We start from the raw sequence: 18,208 nt of genomic DNA on the forward strand, positions 1-18,208 counted from the left end.
GACCTGCAACACAACCGGCCGTCCGTGGCGTCTCAAGGGTTGTGAAGGCAAGCAGTTCCGTCACCCAGGCGGCGGAGTTCACCGCGTTCGTCCGCGAGACGGGCACCCAGCTGCACCACGCTGCCATGCTGCTCACCGGCGACCACCACCTCGCCGAGGACCTGACCCAGGCCACCTACGCGAAGGTGTTCGTCAGCTGGCGGCGGGTGCAGGCCGCGGACAGCCCGCTCGCCTACGCCCGCACCACGCTGCTCAACACCTTCCTGTCCCACCGCCGGCTGCGCCGCAGCGGCGAGCGTCCCGGCGACCTCACCCCGCCCGACGAGGGGCACCAGCCCGATCCCGGCACGCGGCTCGACCTCCTCGAGGCGCTGCGCACCCTCGCGCCGCTCGATCGCGCGATCGTCGTACTGCGCTACTGGGAGGACCGCAGCGTGGCGGAGACGGCCGCCGACCTGGGCCTGACCGAGACCACCGTCCGCACCCGCGCCCGCCGAGCGCTCCAGCGGCTCCGCCCGCTGGTCGACATCCCCGAGAGGACCTTCCCGTGAACGAGATGAACGACATCGACACCCTGATCGGCCCCGCACTGCGCGAGCGGATGCGCTCCGAGCAGCCGGACCTCGAGCACCTCGCCGGCTCGTCGCTGCGCGCCGGGCTGCGACTGCGACGACGGCGCCGCGTGGCCACCGTCGCGAGTGGCACGGCGGCGGTCGCGGTCGTCGGCGTCGGCGTGGCGGTCACCCAGGGCGGAGGGGGTACGACGGCCGCCGACCCCGACGTCGCCACCTCGACGTCGCCCGAGCCGAGCCCGACCGCGACGGTCACCGAGGCCGACGCCTCCGTGACCGCGCCGGCCGGCGAGCCGACGCTGCCGGTGACCCTCGTGGCTCCCGGCTGGAGCTGCGAGTCGTACCCGGTCGACGACAAGATGTGGTGCACGAAGCCGGGCACCGACGGCATCTCGGTCAACGTCCGCGACGGCGCGGAGCACGACGCCTGGGCGGGCGACCCCGACAAGGGCGGTTCCTCGATGTGGGTCAGCCCGGTCCACGGCAACTACTTCGTCAGCATCCAGGGCGGTGCCGAGCCGCTTGCGTCGGCCGAGCTGAAGGCCGTCATCGCCGGGCTGCAGTTCGCGGACTCCTGGCAGCGCCCCTGACGGCGAGCCCCGCCGCAGCGAGCGCCACCAGGGCCGCCGCCGGTACGACGACCGCACCGGCCCCTCCGACCGCGACCACGCCGGCGGCGAAGGCCGCCCCGATCGCGATGCCGCCGTTGAAGAGCACGGGGATCAGCGCGCCGGCCAGCGTCCGGTGCGTGGGTCCGGCGAGCCGGAGGATGAGGGTTTGCGCGAGCGGCGGCAGCGCGCCCGACACCACGCCCCACGCCACGACGGCGGCCAGCACGAGCCACCGCTGCTGACCGGCGGCTCCCAGCGCGAGCAGCGACGCGGCCGTCGCGGCGGTCGCGACCACCAGCGCCCGGCCGGTGTCGCCGGCGACCTTCCCCGCGAGGGCGACCCCGAGGGCCGAGGCGAGCCCGAAGACCAGCAGCACGCTGCCCATCCCGCCGGGCAGCGCCGCGTCGGCGGGCTCGCCGAGCCGGGTGATGAACGTGAAGGCGCCGTAGTGGCCGACCAGGACCAGCGCCACCAGCACGGTCACCAGCACCATCGGACGCAGGGACCCGGCGCCGCCCGGCTCCTGCTCCCCCGTGGAACCGTGCGCCGCGGGGCGGCCGGTGGGGACGACCAGCCGGACCAGCACTGCCGCGAGGCCACTGGCCACCGCGAGCACCCAGAACGCCGACCGCCAGCCGGCGAGGTCGGCGACGAACCTCCCGATCGGCGTGCCCAGCACCATGCCGAGGGTCGCGCCACCGAGCACGACGGCAGTGGCCCGGCCCAGGAGCCGGTCCGGGACGAGGTCCGCGACGTGCGCGTTGACGGTCGACCACAGCAGCCCCACCGCGGCGGCGCCGAGCGTTCGCGCGCCCACCACGACGGCGTACGACGGCGCGAGGGCCGTCAGCGCCGAGGCGACGCCGAACGCGACGAGGCTGCCCGCGATCACGGTCGTGCGGGGCAGGTGGCGGGTCAGGTGGACCAGCGGGAAGCTGGCCACCACCACGACCGCCGCCCAGATGCTGACGAGCAGGCCGGCAGCCGAGTCCGTGACGCCGAGGCCGGCGCTCATCGGGGCGAGCACGGCGGTCGGCAGCATCTCGCCGGTCACCATGACCAGGGTCGCGCCGCCGAGGACGAGCAGCGCCGGCCAGGGAAGGCCGGGCTCGGCGGGTGCATCAGGACGGGGCGGGGTCGGGAGGGGACTTGTGGTCGTCATGCCTTCGACGGTAGACATTTACACTGATGTCAATGTCAAGGTTCTCGTCCGGAGATGTGAGGCAGGAGACATGAAGATCGGCGAGGTGGCAGAGCGCACCGGGGTCGCACCGCGGCTGATCCGCTACTACGAGCAGCAGGGCCTGCTGGAGGCCGACCGCCTCCCCAACGGCTACCGCACCTACAGCGAGGCACACGTCGAGCAGGTCGAGCGGGTCGCCGGGCTGATCCAGTCCGGCATCCCCACCCGCCTCGTCAAGGCGCTCCTGGAGGCCGAGGCCGCCTGCGCCAAGGAGGCCGCGACCTGCTCCCGCGAGCTGGCCACCCTGCTGGCGGCCGAGCTCGACGGGCTGGAGAAGCGGATCACCTGCCTGACCCGGAGCCGCGACACGATCCGGCAGGTGCTGGCGCAGACCTCCCGGTAGGTCAGCGCCAGCCGAGGCCGGGCGCGACGTGGGTGAGGATCGACTCGAGCACGTGCGCGTTGTAGTCGACGCCGAGCTGGTTGGGGACGGTCAGCAGCAGCGTGTCCGCCGCGGCGATGGCCTCGTCCTCGCGCAGCTGCTCGACCAGCTGGTCCGGCTCGGCGGCGTACGAACGTCCGAAGATCGCGCGCATGTTGTCGATCTGGCCGACCTGGTCGCCGTCCGGGCGGCCGCCGAAGTACATCCGGTCCTCGTCGGAGACGAGCGGGAAGATCGACCGGCTGACCGAGACCCGCGGCTCGTGAGCGTGGCCCGCCTCGGCCCACGCCTCACGGAAGACCCGGATCTGCTCGGCCTGCTGGACGTGGAACGGCTGCCCGCCCTCGTCCTCCTTGAGCGTCGAGCTCATCAGGTTCATGCCGAGGCCGGCGGCCCAGCGGGCGGTGCCGTTGGAGGCGGCGCCCCACCAGATCCGGTCGCGCAGGCCCTCGGAGTGCGGCTCGATGCGGAGCAGGCCGGGCGGGTTGGCGAACATCGGGCGCGGGTTGGGCTGGGCGAAGCCCTCGCCCTTGAGCGCCTCGAGGAAGACCTCGGTGTGGCGGCGGGCCATGTCGGCCTCGGTCTCGCCCTCCGCCGGGGCGTAGCCGAAGTAGCGCCAGCCGTCGATCACCTGCTCCGGTGACCCGCGCGAGATGCCGAGCTGGAGCCGGCCGCCCGAGATCAGGTCGGCGGCGCTGGCGTCCTCGACCATGTACATCGGGTTCTCGTAGCGCATGTCGATCACGCCGGTGCCGATCTCGATCCGGCTCGTGCGCGCGCCGACGGCCGCGAGCAGCGGGAAGGGGCTCGCGAGCTGCCGGGCGAAGTGGTGCACCCGGAAGTAGGCGCCGTCCGCGCCGAGTTCCTCCGCCGCGACCGCGAGGTCGATCGACTGGAGCAAGGTGTCGGCGGCGCTGCGGGTCTGGGACTGCGGACTCGGCGTCCAGTGCCCGAACGAGAGGAACCCGATCTTCTTCATGATGGTTGAACCGTCAACCTTCTTGCTTCATTCCTGCTCAGGGCTGCTGAGGGCTTCTCAGGCCTTGCGCAGCAGCGCGAGGAACATCGCGTCGGTGCCGTGTCGGTGGGGCCAGAGCTGGACGGTGCCGGGCAGCGGCCCGTCCGCATCGGGTACGACGGGCAGGTGCTCGCGCACGTCCTCCAGCCGCACCTCGGGGTGGTCGGCCAGGGTCGCCGTGACGACGTCGGCCGTCTCGGCGAGCACGGGCGAGCAGGTCGCGTAGAGCAGCGCTCCCCCGGGCCGCAGCACGCGGACCGCCTCGGCCAGCAGCGCACGCTGCAGCGGGACCAGCTCGGCCACGTCCCTGGCCGAGCGCCGCCACCGGGCCTCCGGGCGACGGCGGAGCGCGCCCAGACCGCTGCACGGGGCGTCGAGCAGGATCCGGTCGACGCTGCCGTCCGCGAACGGCGCCCGGGTCCCGTCCGCCTGGACGACACCGGCCAGGCCCGGGCCCGACGCGGCGCGGGCGACGAGGCGCGCGCGGTGGTGGTGCAGCTCGATCCCGGTCAGGGCGGCGCCCCGCTCCGCGGCGAGCGCCGCGAGCAGCGCCGCCTTGCCGCCCGGACCGGCGCACAGGTCGACCCAGCGCTCGTCGCGGCCCTCGACCGGCGAGGCCGCCAGGGCGAGGGCGACCAGCTGCGAACCCTCGTCCTGCACGCCAGCACGCCCCTCGGCCACCGCGGGGACCGACGACGGGTCACCTCCGTCGAGCGCCACGCCGAAGGGTGAGTACGACGTCGGCGTACCGGGCAGCTCCTCGCGGGTGGCCCTCCCGGGCCGGGCCACGAGCGTGACCCGGGGCGCGACGTTGTCCGCCGCCAGCAGCTCGGGCAGCTCCCCCGCGGCATCCCCGAGCGCGGTCCGGAGCTCGTCGACGACCCACGCCGGGTGGCTGTGGGCGATCGCGAGGTCACGGGTGCCGGTGCCGGGCGCGAGCTGGGCCAGCCAGGCGTCGAGGTCCTGCGCGGCGACCTTGCGCAGCACCGCGTTGCAGAAGCCGGCGGCGCCCTGGTTGACCTTGGCCCGCACGAGCGTGACGGTCGTGTCGATGGCGGCGTGGGTCGGCACCCGCATCCCGAGCAGCTGGTGGGCGCCGAGGCGCAGCGCGTCGAGGACCTTGGCGTCGACCTTGCGCAACGGGCGGTCGATGCAGGCGGCGAGGACGGCGTCGTACGTGCCCTGCCGTCGGATCGTGCCCGAGGCCAGCTCGGTGGCGAAGGCGGCGTCGCGGCCGGTCAGGCCGTGGCGCGCCAGGGCCGCCGGGAGCAGGAGGTTGGCGTAGCCGTCGTCGACACGGACCGCCTTGAGCACCTCGAAGGCAGCCAGCCGCGCCGGGTCGACCCGCTTCACTCGAAGGTCGCCGTCTCCGGCAGCCGGACGCCACGCGCCCAGTCGGCCGCACCCATCTGCTTCTTGCCGAACGCCTTCACCTCGCCGAGCCGGACGGCGTCGGTGCCGGTGCCGACGAGGACATGGTTCTTGCCGACCCGGATCGCGCCGGGAGCGAGGTCGCCGACGCCCTCCTCGATCGTCACGGCGCCGAGCTTGACCCGCTCGTCGTCCAGGGTCGTCCAGGCGCCGGGTCCGGGCGTGCAGGCGCGGATCCGCCGGTCGACCGCGACCGCGGACTCGGTCCAGTCGACACGGGCGTCGTCGACGGAGATCTTCGGCGCCAGGCTGACGCCCTCCGCCGGCTGCTCGCGCGCCTCGAGCGCGCCGTCGGCGATGCCGTCGAGGGTCGCGACCAGCAGCGACGAGCCGCCCTCGGCGAGCCGGGCGAGCAGGTCGCCGGCGGTGTCGGTCGGCCGGATCCGCTCGGTCATCACGCCGAAGGTCGGGCCCGCGTCCAGCGCCTCGACGATCCGGAAGGTGGTCGCGCCGGTGAACTCGTCGCCGGCCCAGATCGAGTGCTGCACGGGCGCCGCGCCGCGCCAGGCGGGCAGGATCGAGAAGTGCAGGTTGACCCACCCGTGGCGCGGGATGTCGAGCGCGCTGCGCGGGATCAGGGCGCCGTAGGCGACGACCGGGCAGCAGTCCGGCTCCAGCGCCTTCAAAGCCTCCTGGAAGTCCGGGTCGCGCGGATGGACCGGCTTGAGGACGGGGATGCCGAGCTCCTCGGCGCGCTGCGCCACCGGGCTGGGCGTGAGCTTGCGGCCCCGGCCGGCGGGCGCGTCGGGGCGGGTGACGACCCCGACCAGCTCGTGGGGCGACGCGGCGATGGCGTCCAGGGCGGGTACGGCGACCTCGGGCGTCCCGGCGAAGACGACCCTCATCGGCCGAAGCCCCCGGTCGCGTGCGGCGAGATCCTGACCGTCGGCTTCTCGAGGCCGAACCACTCCGACTCGCGGATCTCGCGCATCGCGGCCTTGCGGGCGGCGTCGTCGAGGCGGTCGATGAACAGGATGCCGTCGAGGTGGTCGGTCTCGTGCTGGATCGCCCGCGCGAGCAGCTCGGAGCCCTCGATGGTGACGGGGTCGCCGTGCATGTTGAAGCCGCGTGCGACGACCGACAGCGCCCGCAGGCAGTCGTAGGTGAGCTCCGGCAGCGACAGGCAGCCCTCGGGGCCGTCCTGGGTCTCCGCCGACAGGTCGAGGACCGGGTTGACCAGGTGGCCGACCTCGCCGTCGACGTACCAGGTGAAGACGCGGAGCCCGACGCCGATCTGGGGCGCGGCGAGGCCGGCGCCCGGCGCGTCGAGCATCGTGTCGGTCAGGTCGGTGACGAGCTGGCGCAGCTCGGCGTCGAACTCGACGACCTCGATCGCGGGCTTGCGCAGGATCGGGTCGCCGAACAGGCGGATGGGTCGGATGGCCACCGCGTCATCCTAGTGAGGCGCGGCAGAACCTCAGATTCGTCGGCCGGCAGCGTGGCGGGAGGCGCGCGACGCCAGCTTGCTGGCCCCCGTCATCGCGCCGGAGACACGCTCGGCCAATTCAGATCTCCAGGGGATCCAGCTGCACCCGGACCGGCTCGAGCTTGCGGGCGGAGCGGAGCCGCTGCGCCTCCGCGAGCGCGTGGGCGAGGTCGGCGCCGAGGGTCCGCGGGACGCGCAGCACGAGTCGCTCCTCCCCCTCGTCGCCGCCGGGCGCGGGGACCGGGCCGAGCACGTCCGTCGCCTCGGGCAGCGCCGCCAGCGCCTGCAGGTCGTCGAGGGCGCCCGGGGTGCCCGTCAGCGTCGCGACGCGGGCGGCCGGCGGCAGGCGGGCCGCCCAGCGGTCCTCGGCCTCGCGGGTCGCGAAGCCGGCCGGGTCCCAGCGCACGAGCGCCTGCAGCGCGGCCAGCGCCGGGTCGCCGACGGCCAGCGCCCTCCCACCGGGCCTGACCAGGCCGACGGCGTTGCACCAACGCCGCAGCGCCTCCTCCTGCGCCCGCATGCTGTCGCGGCCGAGTGCCCACCACGTGTCGAGCAGTACGACGACCGCGTAGCCACCCTCCGCGACCGGCTCCGCTCCCGGCGTGGCGACCACGATCCGCGCTCGCGCGTCGACACTCGCCCGGATGCGGTCGCCGGAGGACGCGATCACCGGCACGGACGGGAAGGTGCGGCCCAGCTCGTCGGCCGTGCGGGCGTCGCCCAGGACGGGCGCCCGCAGGCCGGTGGCGCCGCACTCGGCGCAGGACCAGTCCGGCGCCTCGGTCGCGCACCAGCGGCAGCGGGGCGGCGACGTCGGGCCGGTCAGCTCCAGCGGACCCGAGCACGCCGAGCACCGAGCGGGCGTCCGGCACCGCTCGCAGGCCAGCTTGAGGGCGTACCCGACCCGCGGCGTCTGCACCAGCACCGGGCCGCGCTCGAGGCCCCACCGGATCGCGTCGAACACCTCGCGCGGCATTCGCGCGGTCGAGGCGAACGGGTCGCGGGCCAGCGCGTGGTCGCTCGCGCCGGTGATCCCGACGAGGACCCGGTCGCGCACGGCGTCACGGGGCAGCGCGATCTCGTGCGCCCAGCCCATGCGCAGCAGCTGGTCGGCCTCGACGGTCCGGGCGAACCCGCCGACCAGGGCGGCCGCGCCCTCGAGCTCGGAGCGGAGCAGCAGCACCTCCCGGGTGTGCGGGTACGGCGCCCGTGGCTCCGCGTGCAGCTCGTCGCCGTCGTCCCAGACCACCACCAGCCCCAGGTCGTGGACCGGGGCGAACGCGGCCGACCGGGTGCCGACGACGATGCGGCGGGTGCCGCGGCTGACGGCGAGGAAGTCGCGGTAGCGCGCGGCCGGGCCCGGCTCGGCCTGCAGGGTGACGTGGTGCCCGTCGCCGAGCAGCTCGGTCAGGGCGGCGTCGACGCGGGCAACGTCGCGGTGGTCGGGCAGGCAGAGGATCGTGCCGCGGCCCGCCGCGAGCGCGACGGCCGCCAGGTGGGCCAGCAACGCGGGCCAGTCCTCCCCCGGGCCGGTCCCCCACACCGCACGTGGCGCCTGCCCGTTGCGGAGGTGGGCGATGAACGCGTTCGCCGCCGGGTAGGCCGCCCAGGCCTCCTCGCACCCGCCCCCGTCGGTCGGCAGGGGCGGCTCGGGTGGCGAGGGGGCCTTCTCGGTCGTCGCGTGTCGCGGCGGCACGGCCAGCCGGCGGACGTCGGCGCTGACGCCGGCGTACCGACGGGCGACCTGCTCGCAGAGCGCCGCCACCGCCGGGCTGAGCACCGGCTCCGGGCTGACCAGCCGGCGCAACGGGGCCAGCCGGCCCTCGTGCTCGGACGCGGCCGAGCGGGCGACGACGAAGCCGTCGACGTCCTGGCCGCCGAAGCGCACCTTGACCCGGGCGCCGGGCACCGCGCCGTCGGCCATCGCGACCGGCACGGCGTAGTCGAAGGGCCGGTCCAGGTGGGCGAGCGGCAGCTCCAGCACGACCCGCGCCACCGGGTCGACCTCGGCGATCTCGGCCTCGGTCGCCTTCCGGGCACGCGTCGCCGCCGCCTTGACCCGCCCCTCGGCCGCACGGTCCCGGACGAGGCCGGGCAGGTCGAATGCCGGCTCGTCGGGGGTGGGCGTCATGGGCGCAGTTCTACCAGCGGGGCCCGATCACCGGTCGGCCCGTGCACAGGCCGGCCGGTCAGCGGGTGACCGACCGGCTCGCCGACGTACGCGCGACCGACGTGTAGCCGGTCCTGCTTCCCGTGATCCGGACCGCGATCCGGTGTCCCTTGTCGGTGCGCCGGATCACGTACGTGCTCGCCGTGGCACCGGAGATCGCCCGCCCGTCGCGCAGCCACTGGTAACGGAAGGTGATCCCGCTCGGCGACCAGGTGCCCCGCAGCGCGGTGAGGCGACGGCCGACGTACGGGGTCCCGCTGGCCACCACCTTCGACGGAGCGGTGATGACGCCGCGCTGGACGGCACTCGTGGTCCGCGTGTGGGCCAGCGACCGCAGGCCGTTGGCCGTGCCGGTGACGACCACGCTGAGCACCTTGCCCAGGTCGGCGTACACCGGCGTGTACGACGCGTTGACCGCTCCGCTGATCGGCACGCCGCCGCGACGCCACTCGTAGGTCGTCTCGGTGCCGGCCTCCGACCACGCCACGCCCGAGATGGTCAGCTTGCGCCCCACCCGCGGCGTGCCCGAGGTCAGGGCCGGGGTGCCGACGAGCTCCGGCGTGCCGGTCGGGATGTCGCACGTGTAGACCTCGATGTCATCGAGATACCAGCCCGGGGCGCCCCAGTACGGGTCGTAGTGCATCGTGAACTGCGGCTTGACCGACTCGCCCGCGAACTCGCTGAGGTCGACCCGGCTGCCCGTCCACCCCTTGCTGGTGCCGGCGAAGGCAGTGCGCCCCGACGGCAGCAGGTTGTAGGCCAGGGGCCGCTTCGGGGCGTAGGCCGCCCACGCCCGGCTCTCCAGGTTGGCCGTCGTCGCGCCGTCGCGGACGAGCTCGACGGTGCCGCCGTCGTAGTACTCCTTCTCGGGGTCAGCCCAGTACTCGAAGGCGTGCCAGTGGCGGAAGGCCAGGTACGCCGGTTGTCCGGCAGGCAGGTCGATCCAGTCGTCGGCCCGGATCGGGAGGTGGGCCACGAGACTCTCGTTGTTGGTCGCCCCGTCCTCGGCGAACCACGCCGTGTCGCCGGAGAACGCGTTCGGAACGACAGTCGCGTCAGGGGTCCGGGTCCAGCCGGCAGCCGCTGTGAAGGCCGCCTGCTCGGTCTCGGACGCGGGGGCGAGCAGGACCCGCTTGACGGTGGTGCCCGGACACGTCCGCGCCGCGTCGCGGACCGGCTCGTTCGTCGGCCGCGTCGTCATCTCGGTCGCGAGGACCGCCTGGTGCACCGCGGTGCAGTCAGCCGCGGTCAGCACGGTGCCCTGGAGGTCCGCGCAGGACTGTTCCAGCACGGTCGCCAGGTCGTCGTACTCGGCGAAGGCGGGGATGGTCTCGATGACCTGCGTCCACAGTCTCGCCGACTTCGCGAGCCCCTGGTCGCCCGCATCGATCCCGGTGATCGTCTGGCCGTTGAACGTGCCGCCCTGGGAGATCAGGTAGAACGCCTTGTTGCCGACACCCGAGTTGGTGTGGACGCCGCCCGAGTCCCCCTCGCCCGAGTACCACCGTGTGCTGGTCATGCGGTCGGGTTGGTAGTACGCCGTGGGGTCGGCGGCGCTGCGGAACGGCGGTTGGTCCGGGAGGTCCTCGCCCAGCAGGAACTCCGACGGGCTCTCCCCAGCGGCGAGCGTCTGGTGGTCGATGATCTCGCCGATGATGTCGGCCAGTGACTCGTTGATCGCCCCGGACTGGTCGAAGTAGATGAGACCCGCGATCCGCTCGATCACGCCGTGGGTCATCTCGTGGCCGACGATGTCGTCGGCTCGCGGATAGTCCTTGCCGTAGAACATCGCCTGACCGTTCCAGTAGGCGTTGTCGTAGGGGCAGGGGATCCCCGTGATGCAGACACGCACGGTCGACCTCAGCTTCTTGCCGTCCGCAGCCTCATGACCGATGAGGGCCGTCAGGTCCTGCATGTCGGGAGTGCCGAACGTGGCGTAGAAGGTGGAGACCCGACCGGCGTTGGCGAAGGCGAGGTTCACGTCGGCGACGGTTGACGCGCCGGACCCCTCCGTCCGCGCGTACGCCGCCGTACAGACCGGCGGGTCGTCGACGGGGTTGAGGTTCGCCCTGTCACACACGACGCGGTCCGCGTGCTGGATCAGGTCGACGTCCAGCAGTACGACACCGCTGCGGTCGTCGACGAGCACCATCCGTCGTACGCCGTCTCCGGCCCGCACCTCGAAGCGCCACGCGCTGCGGGCGCCGGTGATCGCAGGCACGGGGAGGGTCGCGGGGTCGAGCACCCACCGACCGAGGTCCTCCGCGGTCGCACCCTTCACGCGGCTCCGGCCGACGCTGCCGAGCGCCGTCGTGCGAGCGGCGTCCTCGGTGACCGTGGCCGAGCCGACGGAGGCGGCGTCCGAGAGGTTGGCGTCCAGCGAGGCCAGGTCGTGGTCCTTGTCGAGCGTGACGACGACGTCACCGCCCAGGACCGGCAGGCCGTCGACCTCCTGCTGGTAGCGCACGACCGAGGTGCCGGCCGCCGCGGCCGATCGTCCGTGCTCCACCAGTCGGGTCCCTGCCCGGTCGGCGCCGATCGCGGCGCCGTAGCGGGCGAGGTGGGCGCGCGCGGCGGCGGAGACGCTGGTGCCGCGACCGACGGCCGGGTTGTCGATCTCGGTGCCGGCCGGCGTACCGACGAAGGTGGCGACACCGCCTTCGCGGCGGATGCGCAGCGGGCCGTCGGCGTCGGCCCGGAGGACGGCCTCGCCGTCATCGGGACCGGCGACGGCCAGCGGCGCGGGGACGGCCCCCAGCACGGCGCTGGAGACGAAGGCGGCACAGGCCAGGGCGAGCACGCGGCGCACGGGTTTCCCTCCCCGAGAAGCAACAGGTCGAGCGCATCGTTCCACGCTCGACGCCGCCGGGTCCCGCGGACCCCGAAAACCGGCACCGCCCGCCGTCCCCGGAGGGACGACGGGCGGCGAGGAGCCGGGCGGGTCAGACGCCGGCGGCAGCCTTCAGCGCGTCGGCGCGGTCGGTCCGCTCCCAGGTGAACTCGGGGAGCTCGCGGCCGAAGTGGCCGTACGCCGCCGTCTTGGCGTAGATCGGGCGACGCAGGTCGAGGTCGCGCAGGATCGCGGCCGGGCGCAGGTCGAAGACCTCGAGCACGGCCTCCTGGATCTTCTCGTCCGGGACGACGCCCGTGCCGAAGGTCTCCACGAAGACACCGACGGGCTTGGCGACACCGATGGCGTAGGCGACCTGGACCTCGGCGCGACGGGCGAGGCCCGCGGCGACGATGTTCTTCGCGACCCAGCGCATGGCGTAGGCGGCGGAGCGGTCGACCTTCGACGGGTCCTTGCCGGAGAACGCGCCGCCACCGTGGCGGGCCATGCCGCCGTAGGTGTCGACGATGATCTTGCGGCCGGTCAGGCCGGCGTCACCCATCGGGCCACCGACGACGAACTTGCCGGTCGGGTTGATGTGCAGCTTGTAGCCGTCGAACGGGACGCTCGTCTTGAACTGCTCGAGGACCGGCTCGATCACCTTGGCGGTGATGTCGGCCGCGATCTGCTCCTGGGTGACGTCCTCGGCGTGCTGCGTGGACAGCACGACGGTGTCGACCCGGACGGCGCGGTCGTCCTCGTCGTACTCGATGGTGACCTGGGTCTTGCCGTCGGGGCGCAGGTAGGGCAGCGTCCCGTCCTTGCGCACCTCGGTGAGCTTCTCGGCGAGCGTCTGCGCGATCTTGATCGGGAGCGGGAACAGCTCCGGGGTGTCGTCGCAGGCGTAGCCGAACATCAGGCCCTGGTCGCCCGCGCCCTGCTTGTCGAGCTCGTCGGACGAGCCGCCGAGGCGGACGTCCTCGGCGGTGTCGACGCCCTGCGCGATGTCCGGCGACTGCGCACCGATCGCGACCTGGACGCCGCAGGAGTTGCCGTCGAAGCCCTTGTCGGAGGAGTCGTAGCCGATCTCGAGGATCTTCTCGCGCACGAGCTGGGCGACCGGGGCGTAGGCCTCGGTGGTCACCTCGCCGGCAACGACGACCAGCCCGGTGGTCAGCAGCGTCTCGACGGCCACACGGCTCTTCGGGTCGTGCTCGAGCAGGTAGTCGAGCACGGTGTCGCTGATCTGGTCGGCGATCTTGTCCGGGTGACCCTCGGTCACGGACTCCGACGTGAACAGACGTCCGGTCATAGTGGTGAGAACTCCTGATGGGGGGCGGGGGTGAACTGTGTTCCAACGATACGGACAGGCAAGGGTGATGCCCGAACGTCTCAGGACGTGTACTGCGGGGACGACGGGGCCAGGCGGGCGACCACCTGGTCCCAGATGAGGTGTGCGAGCGCCGACTTCGAGCCGTGCGGTACGTCGACCGCGGACCCGTCGGCGCCCAGGATCACCGCTTCGTTGTCGGTGCTCCCGAAGACCGCTCCCCCGCTGACGTCGTTGACGACCAGCAGGTCACAGCCCTTGCGGGCCAGCTTGGCCCGGGCCAGATCGAGCACGCTGCCCGTCGCGTCGCCGGTCTCGGCGGCGAATCCCACGATCACCGCGCCCGGGTGGACCCGGTGCGTGGAGATCTCCTTGAGGATGTCGGGATTCTGTTGCAGCGTGATCGAAGGTGCCGATCCGTCGTCGGCCTTCTTGATCTTGGTCTCCGACTGCGCCGTGGGCCGGAAGTCGGCCGGGGCGGCGGCCATCACGACCGCGTCGGCGGTCGCGGCCGCCGACAGCACGGCGTCGCGCAGCTCGGCGGTCGACTCGACGTGGACCACCTTGACGCCGGCCGGGTCGGTCAGCGCCACGTTGGCGGCCACCAGCGTGACCTCGGCGCCCCGAGCTGCCGCGGCACGGGCCAGGGCGTAGCCCTGGCGGCCCGAGGAGCGGTTGCCGAGGAAGCGGACGGGGTCGAGCCGCTCGCGGGTCCCGCCCGCAGAGACGACGACATGGCGCCCGGCGAGGTCCGCGGGACCGCCCGGCGTGGTCGACGTCGAGCGACCCAGCACGTCGCGGGCGACCTCGAAGATCTCCTCCGGGTCGGGCAGCCGGCCCTTGCCGGTGTCGGCGCCGGTGAGCCGGCCCTCGGCCGGCTCGATGACCAGGACACCGCGCGAGCGCAGCGTCGCGACGTTCGCCGTGGTGGCGGGGTGCTCCCACATCTCGGTGTGCATCGCCGGGGCGAGCACGACCGGGCAGCGCGCGGTGAGCAGCGTGTTGGTCAGCAGGTCGTCGGCCAGGCCGTGCGCGGCCTTCGCCAGGAGGTCGGCGGTCGCCGGGGCGACGACCACCAGGTCGGCCGTCTGGCCGAGGCGGACGTGCGGCACCTCGTGCACGCCCGTCCACACCTCGGCCGAGACCGGCTTGCCCGACAGGGCGGCCCATGTCGGGGCACCCACGAATTCCAGCGCCGCGGCCGTCGGCACGACGGTCACGTCGTGACCGGACTCCGTGAACCGACGCAGCAGCTCACAGGCCTTGTAGGCGGCGATGCCACCCGAGACGCCGAGCACCACCCGGGGCCGGGGCCCAGCCGATGACATGGAGGCCGTCAGATCACTCGGCGTCGGCGACCGGGGCCGGCGCGGTGGCAGCCGCAGCAGCCTGCTCGGCAGCGAGCTCGGCCGGGTCGATGTCCTCGCAGGTCAGCAGGTCCTCGTTGATCTCGCGCAGCGCGATCGAGAGGGGCTTCTCCTGGACGTGGGTCTCCACGAGCGGACCGACGTACTCGAGCAGGCCCTCGCCGAGCTGCGAGTAGTAGGCGTTGATCTGCCGGGCGCGCTTGGCGCTGTAGAGGACCAGCTTGTACTTGCTGTCGGTCTTGGACAGCAGGTCGTCGATCGGCGGGTTGGTGACACCCACGGCGTCGATGTTCGGGGCAGACACAGAGGTCCTCACAAGTCGGTGGACGGATCAACCATCAAGGATACCAACTCCTCGACAGCAGCATGAACTTCGCGGTTGACGATCGTCACGTCGAACTCCGCCTCGGCCGCGAGCTCCTCGCGCGCGGTGGCCAGCCGACGCTCCCGTTCCTCCTCGCCCTCGGTGCCGCGGCCGACGAGCCGGCGCACGAGCTCCTCCCAGGACGGGGGCTTCAGGAAGACGAACACCGCGTCGGGCTTCGACTCGCGGACCTGCCGCGCGCCCTGCAGATCGATCTCCAGCAGCGCGGGCCGGCCCTCGGCGAGCGCCTGCTCGACGGGGCCGCGCGGCGTGCCGTAGCGGTTGACGCCGTGGACCACGGCCCACTCCAGCATCTGCCCGTCGGCGACGAGGCGGTCGAACTCCTCGACCGACACGAAGTGGTAGTGGACGCCGTCAACCTCGCCCGGACGCGGCTCGCGGGTCGTCGCGGAGACGGACAGGTAGATCTCCGGGTGCTGCTCGCGCATGGCCGCAGCGACCGTGCCCTTGCCGACCGCGGTGGGTCCGGCGAGGACGAACAGTTGTGCCGTCATGCGTCGGTCGAGAACTCGCGCTCCAGGGCGGCGACCTGCTTGGTCCCGAGCCCCCGCACGCGTCGCGACTCGGCGATGCCGAGGCGCTCCATGACCTGGCGGGCCCGGACCTTGCCGAGGCCGGGCACGGACTGCAGCAGGTCGAGCACCTTCATCTTGCCGATGACCTCGTTGACCTGGCCCTGCTGGAGGACCTCGCTGATCGAGGCGCCCGAGTTCTTCAACCGGTTCTTCACCTCGGCCCGCTCACGTCGTGCGGCGGCCGCCTTCTCCAGGGCGGCCTGGCGCTGTTCGGGAGTCAGGGGAGGCAGGGCCACGAGGTCGGAGTCCTTCGGTGTTCGAGACGTGTGTCGGCGGCTTCGGGCTGCGCGGTGCTGCGCAGGAAAGTGCCATCGCCGGTCAATCTAGCCATTCCCGTTCTCGCGGGGCAATGCGGGCCCTCGGTCCCGGCTGCCCGGACGGCCTCAGAGGGACAGCGGGCTCTTGCAGACGTCGCGTGCCTGCTGCTCGACGCCGGCCAGCGCAGCGGCGGTGTCGGCGGAGCCCAGGCGCGTCGCAGCGGCCTCGATCGCCTTGCGGTCGTCGGCGGCCAGGTCCGCCGGCGGCTTCGCGAAGTCGTACGACGCCGCATCGACCCCAGCCGTGTCGAGGGCGGCCTGCAGCTCGCGAACCCGGTCGATGACGATCCGCCACTCGTCGCGGATGTCCTCCGGCGCCTTCGCCGCCAGGTCCTCGAACGCGGGAAGGGCACGCAGCAGTCCGGTCTCCTTGCCCGCGTCGAGCGCCGAGCCCAGCTCGGAGCGGTGCTCCTCGACCGCCGAGCAGTAGGAGTCGTACGCGTCGTCGTCATCGCCGCGGTCGAGCAGCAGGACGCCCGTGAGGGTCACCGCCGCCACCGCCACGGCGAGCAGCGGCAGGTCCCCTCGGGACAGCGGCCTCACCCGAGCAGCGCCCGGAGCTCGTCGTTGGCGCGGAGCACGGCGTCACGCATCGCCACCGGGTCGGGGCCCAGCCGCAGCACGCCCCGCGAGGAGCTCGCGGCGACGTTGCGGGCGCTGGCGCCGAAGATGCGCAGGATGTCGCTGCTCGTGCCGCCCTGCTCCCCGTAGCCCGGCGCGAGGATCGGGCCGTTGAGGTCGAAGTCGAGGCCGCTGCCGTCGATCGTGGCGCCCACGACCGCCCCGAAGGAGCCCAGCGGCGTGGCGCCGGAGTTCAGCTCGCGCAGGTGGTCGAGCATCGCCGACGCGACGGTGCGCCCGCCGAACTCCTCCGACGTGACGGCCTCCTGCACCTCCGGCCCCTCCTTGTTGGAGGTCGCGGCGAGCACGAACAGGCCGGCGTCGTACCGGCGCGCGGTGTCGACGAAGGGCAACAGCGAGCCGAAGCCGAGATAGGGGCTGATGGTGATCGCGTCGGAGGCGAGCGGCGAGGACGGGTCGAGGTAGGCGTCGGCGTAGGCCTGCGACGTCGAGCCGATGTCGCCGCGCTTCACGTCCAGCAGCACCAGCGCGCCCGCCGCGCGGGAGTCCGCGATGACCCGCTCCAGGACGGCGATGCCCTTGCTGCCGAAGCGCTCGTAGAAGGCCGACTGGGGCTTCACGACGCTGCAGTACGGCGCCACGGCCTCCACCGCACCCAGGGCGAACCTCTCGAGCCCGGCGACGTCGTCGTCGTAGCCCCAGTCGTGGAGGAGCGCGCTGTGCGGGTCGATGCCCACGCAGAACTGGCCGCGGTCGGCGAGGGCGGCGGCGAAACGGGCACCAAACGTCATCAGGGGATCCTTCGCAGTGCGTCGGGGGTGAGGTCGGCGATGGTCGGGTAGCCGTCGACGGCCATGACGAGGTCGGCCTCGGCCTGCAGGGCGCGGACCTGGTGGATCGCGCCGGGCACGCCGCCGAGGGCGAGGGCGTAGACGTAGGGGCGGCCGATGGCGACCGCGTCGGCGCCGAGCGCGAGTGCCTTGACGACGTCGGCGCCCGTGCGCACGCCCGAGTCGAAGACGACCGGTCCGCGCCCGTCGACCGCCTCGACGACACCGGGCAGCCACTCGAGGGCCGCTCCCCCGCCGTTGGCCTGGCGACCGCCGTGGTTGGAGCAGTAGATGCCGTTGACGCCCTCGTCGAGGGCGCGCCGGGCGTCGTCGGGGTGGCAGACGCCCTTCACGAGGATCGGCAGGTCGGTGAGCGAGCGCAGCCAGGGCAGGTCGTCCCAGGTCACCGGGTGGCCGAAGGTGCCGACCCAGGTCATCACGACCGTGCCGGGGTCGGGGTCCGGCCCGGTCATCTCCCGGAAGACGGGGTCGGAGGTGTAGTTGGCGAGCGCCTTGCCGCGCAGCTGTGGGAAGTTGCCCGACGCGAGGTCGCGGGGCCGCCAGCCCGGCACCCAGGTGTCGAGCGTGATGACGATGGCCTCGTAGCCGGCCTTCTCCGCGCGGCTGACGAGGCTGGCCGCGAGCTCGCGATTCCTGGGCGTGTAGAGCTGGAACCACGTGCCCGCGTCGCCGGCCGCGGCGGCGACGTCCTCGAGCGGGTCGCTCATCAGCGTCGAGCCGATGAGGGGAACGCCGGTCGCCGCCGCCACCTCCGCCGCGTGCACGTCCCCGTGCTGGTCGGGCGTGCAGAGCCCGACGACGCCGACGGGCGCCAGCAGCAGCGGGCTGGCGAGCGTGCGGCCGAACAGCTCCACCGACAGGTCCCGCTCCGGGCTCGCGCGGAACATCCGCGGCACGAGGGCGTAGCGGCCGAAGGCCTCCACGTTGGCGCGCTGCGTGGTCTCGTCTCCGGCGCCCCCGGCGACGTACGTGCGCAGCTCGGGCGGCAGCGCGGCCAGCGCGTTGCGCTCGAGCTCGGCGTAGTCGAAGGGGTGGGCCGGCAGCACGCCGCCGAGCGCGCCGAGGTAGAGCTCGATCTGGTAGTCGCCGAACGCCATGGTGCTCCTTGTCTCGTGCGG

General features: G+C 73.4%; 18 protein-coding genes. 3 read left to right on the plus strand and 15 right to left on the minus strand.

Annotation, left to right across the window (positions count from 1 at the left end; translation table 11 throughout):
• The first annotated feature begins 41 nt into the window (after positions 1-41).
• Both BJ993_RS23280 and BJ993_RS23285 read left to right on the plus strand, forming a co-directional pair.
• The gene (locus tag BJ993_RS23280; RefSeq protein WP_179651566.1) at positions 42-551 is read left to right on the plus strand and encodes a SigE family RNA polymerase sigma factor; all 510 of its coding nucleotides are present in this window, start codon (positions 42-44) and stop codon (positions 549-551) included.
• Positions 548-1,162 carry a hypothetical protein gene (locus BJ993_RS23285; RefSeq protein WP_179651568.1) on the plus strand — a complete coding sequence of 205 codons (615 nt, stop codon included), beginning with the start codon at positions 548-550 and terminating at the stop codon, positions 1,160-1,162. Before BJ993_RS23280 ends, BJ993_RS23285 begins: the two co-directional genes overlap by 4 nt.
• Here the strand turns inward: BJ993_RS23285 and BJ993_RS23290 are convergent.
• Entirely contained in the window at positions 1,119-2,345 is a 1,227-nt protein-coding gene (locus tag BJ993_RS23290) for an MFS transporter (RefSeq protein ID WP_218864781.1), read from the minus strand. The genes BJ993_RS23285 and BJ993_RS23290 overlap by 44 nt on opposite strands.
• 70 nt (positions 2,346-2,415) lie before the next feature.
• Here BJ993_RS23290 and BJ993_RS23295 point away from each other — a divergent pair, with 70 nt between their 5' ends.
• Positions 2,416-2,769, plus strand: coding sequence for a MerR family transcriptional regulator (locus BJ993_RS23295; RefSeq protein WP_036545059.1), 354 nt, complete (start codon positions 2,416-2,418; stop codon positions 2,767-2,769).
• 1 nt (position 2,770) lies between these two features.
• Here the strand turns inward: BJ993_RS23295 and BJ993_RS23300 are convergent, their stop codons facing one another.
• From BJ993_RS23300 to BJ993_RS23365, 14 genes are all read right to left on the minus strand, one after another.
• Positions 2,771-3,787 (minus strand): LLM class flavin-dependent oxidoreductase, encoded by a 1,017-nt coding sequence (locus tag BJ993_RS23300; RefSeq protein ID WP_179651572.1) that lies wholly within the window; start codon positions 3,785-3,787, stop codon positions 2,771-2,773.
• 57 nt (positions 3,788-3,844) lie between these two features.
• Positions 3,845-5,179: an RsmB/NOP family class I SAM-dependent RNA methyltransferase gene (locus tag BJ993_RS23305; protein ID WP_308645692.1), complete on the minus strand. Its 1,335-nt coding sequence runs from the start codon at positions 5,177-5,179 to the stop codon at positions 3,845-3,847.
• Positions 5,176-6,102, minus strand: a complete 927-nt coding sequence (gene fmt, locus BJ993_RS23310) for a methionyl-tRNA formyltransferase (protein ID WP_179651574.1) — start codon at positions 6,100-6,102, stop codon at positions 5,176-5,178. Before fmt ends, BJ993_RS23305 begins: the two co-directional genes overlap by 4 nt.
• Positions 6,099-6,644 carry a peptide deformylase gene (gene def, locus BJ993_RS23315; protein WP_036545053.1) on the minus strand — a complete coding sequence of 182 codons (546 nt, stop codon included), beginning with the start codon at positions 6,642-6,644 and terminating at the stop codon, positions 6,099-6,101. The genes fmt and def overlap by 4 nt, the downstream gene beginning before the upstream one ends.
• Before the next feature lie 118 nt (positions 6,645-6,762).
• A complete protein-coding gene (locus BJ993_RS23320) occupies positions 6,763-8,814 on the minus strand; it encodes a primosomal protein N' (RefSeq protein ID WP_179651576.1) in 2,052 nt (683 codons plus the stop codon).
• A gap of 58 nt (positions 8,815-8,872) precedes the next feature.
• A complete protein-coding gene (locus BJ993_RS23325) occupies positions 8,873-11,662 on the minus strand; it encodes a M4 family metallopeptidase (RefSeq protein WP_179651577.1) in 2,790 nt (929 codons plus the stop codon).
• Positions 11,663-11,795: 133 nt separating this feature from the next.
• Entirely contained in the window at positions 11,796-12,995 is a 1,200-nt protein-coding gene (gene metK / locus BJ993_RS23330; RefSeq protein WP_036545049.1) for a methionine adenosyltransferase, read from the minus strand.
• A gap of 80 nt (positions 12,996-13,075) precedes the next feature.
• Positions 13,076-14,341, minus strand: a complete 1,266-nt coding sequence (gene coaBC / locus BJ993_RS23335) for a bifunctional phosphopantothenoylcysteine decarboxylase/phosphopantothenate--cysteine ligase CoaBC (protein ID WP_179651579.1) — start codon at positions 14,339-14,341, stop codon at positions 13,076-13,078.
• Between the two features lie 13 nt (positions 14,342-14,354).
• Positions 14,355-14,684, minus strand: coding sequence for a DNA-directed RNA polymerase subunit omega (rpoZ, locus tag BJ993_RS23340; protein WP_036545047.1), 330 nt, complete (start codon positions 14,682-14,684; stop codon positions 14,355-14,357).
• A gap of 8 nt (positions 14,685-14,692) precedes the next feature.
• Positions 14,693-15,259, minus strand: coding sequence for a guanylate kinase (gene gmk, locus BJ993_RS23345; RefSeq protein ID WP_036545045.1), 567 nt, complete (start codon positions 15,257-15,259; stop codon positions 14,693-14,695).
• Positions 15,256-15,576: an integration host factor, actinobacterial type gene (gene mihF / locus BJ993_RS23350; RefSeq protein WP_036545044.1), complete on the minus strand. Its 321-nt coding sequence runs from the start codon at positions 15,574-15,576 to the stop codon at positions 15,256-15,258. The genes gmk and mihF overlap by 4 nt, the downstream gene beginning before the upstream one ends.
• Positions 15,577-15,723: 147 nt before the next feature.
• A complete protein-coding gene (locus BJ993_RS23355; protein ID WP_179651581.1) occupies positions 15,724-16,200 on the minus strand; it encodes a hypothetical protein in 477 nt (158 codons plus the stop codon).
• Positions 16,197-17,030 (minus strand): orotidine-5'-phosphate decarboxylase, encoded by an 834-nt coding sequence (gene pyrF / locus BJ993_RS23360; RefSeq protein WP_179651583.1) that lies wholly within the window; start codon positions 17,028-17,030, stop codon positions 16,197-16,199. The genes BJ993_RS23355 and pyrF overlap by 4 nt, the downstream gene beginning before the upstream one ends.
• Entirely contained in the window at positions 17,030-18,187 is a 1,158-nt protein-coding gene (locus BJ993_RS23365; protein ID WP_179651585.1) for an alpha-hydroxy-acid oxidizing protein, read from the minus strand. Before BJ993_RS23365 ends, pyrF begins: the two co-directional genes overlap by 1 nt.
• Positions 18,188-18,208: the final 21 nt, after the last annotated feature.

The sequence above is a fragment of the Nocardioides aromaticivorans genome (genome assembly GCF_013408525.1).
Classification (GTDB): domain Bacteria; phylum Actinomycetota; class Actinomycetes; order Propionibacteriales; family Nocardioidaceae; genus Nocardioides; species Nocardioides aromaticivorans.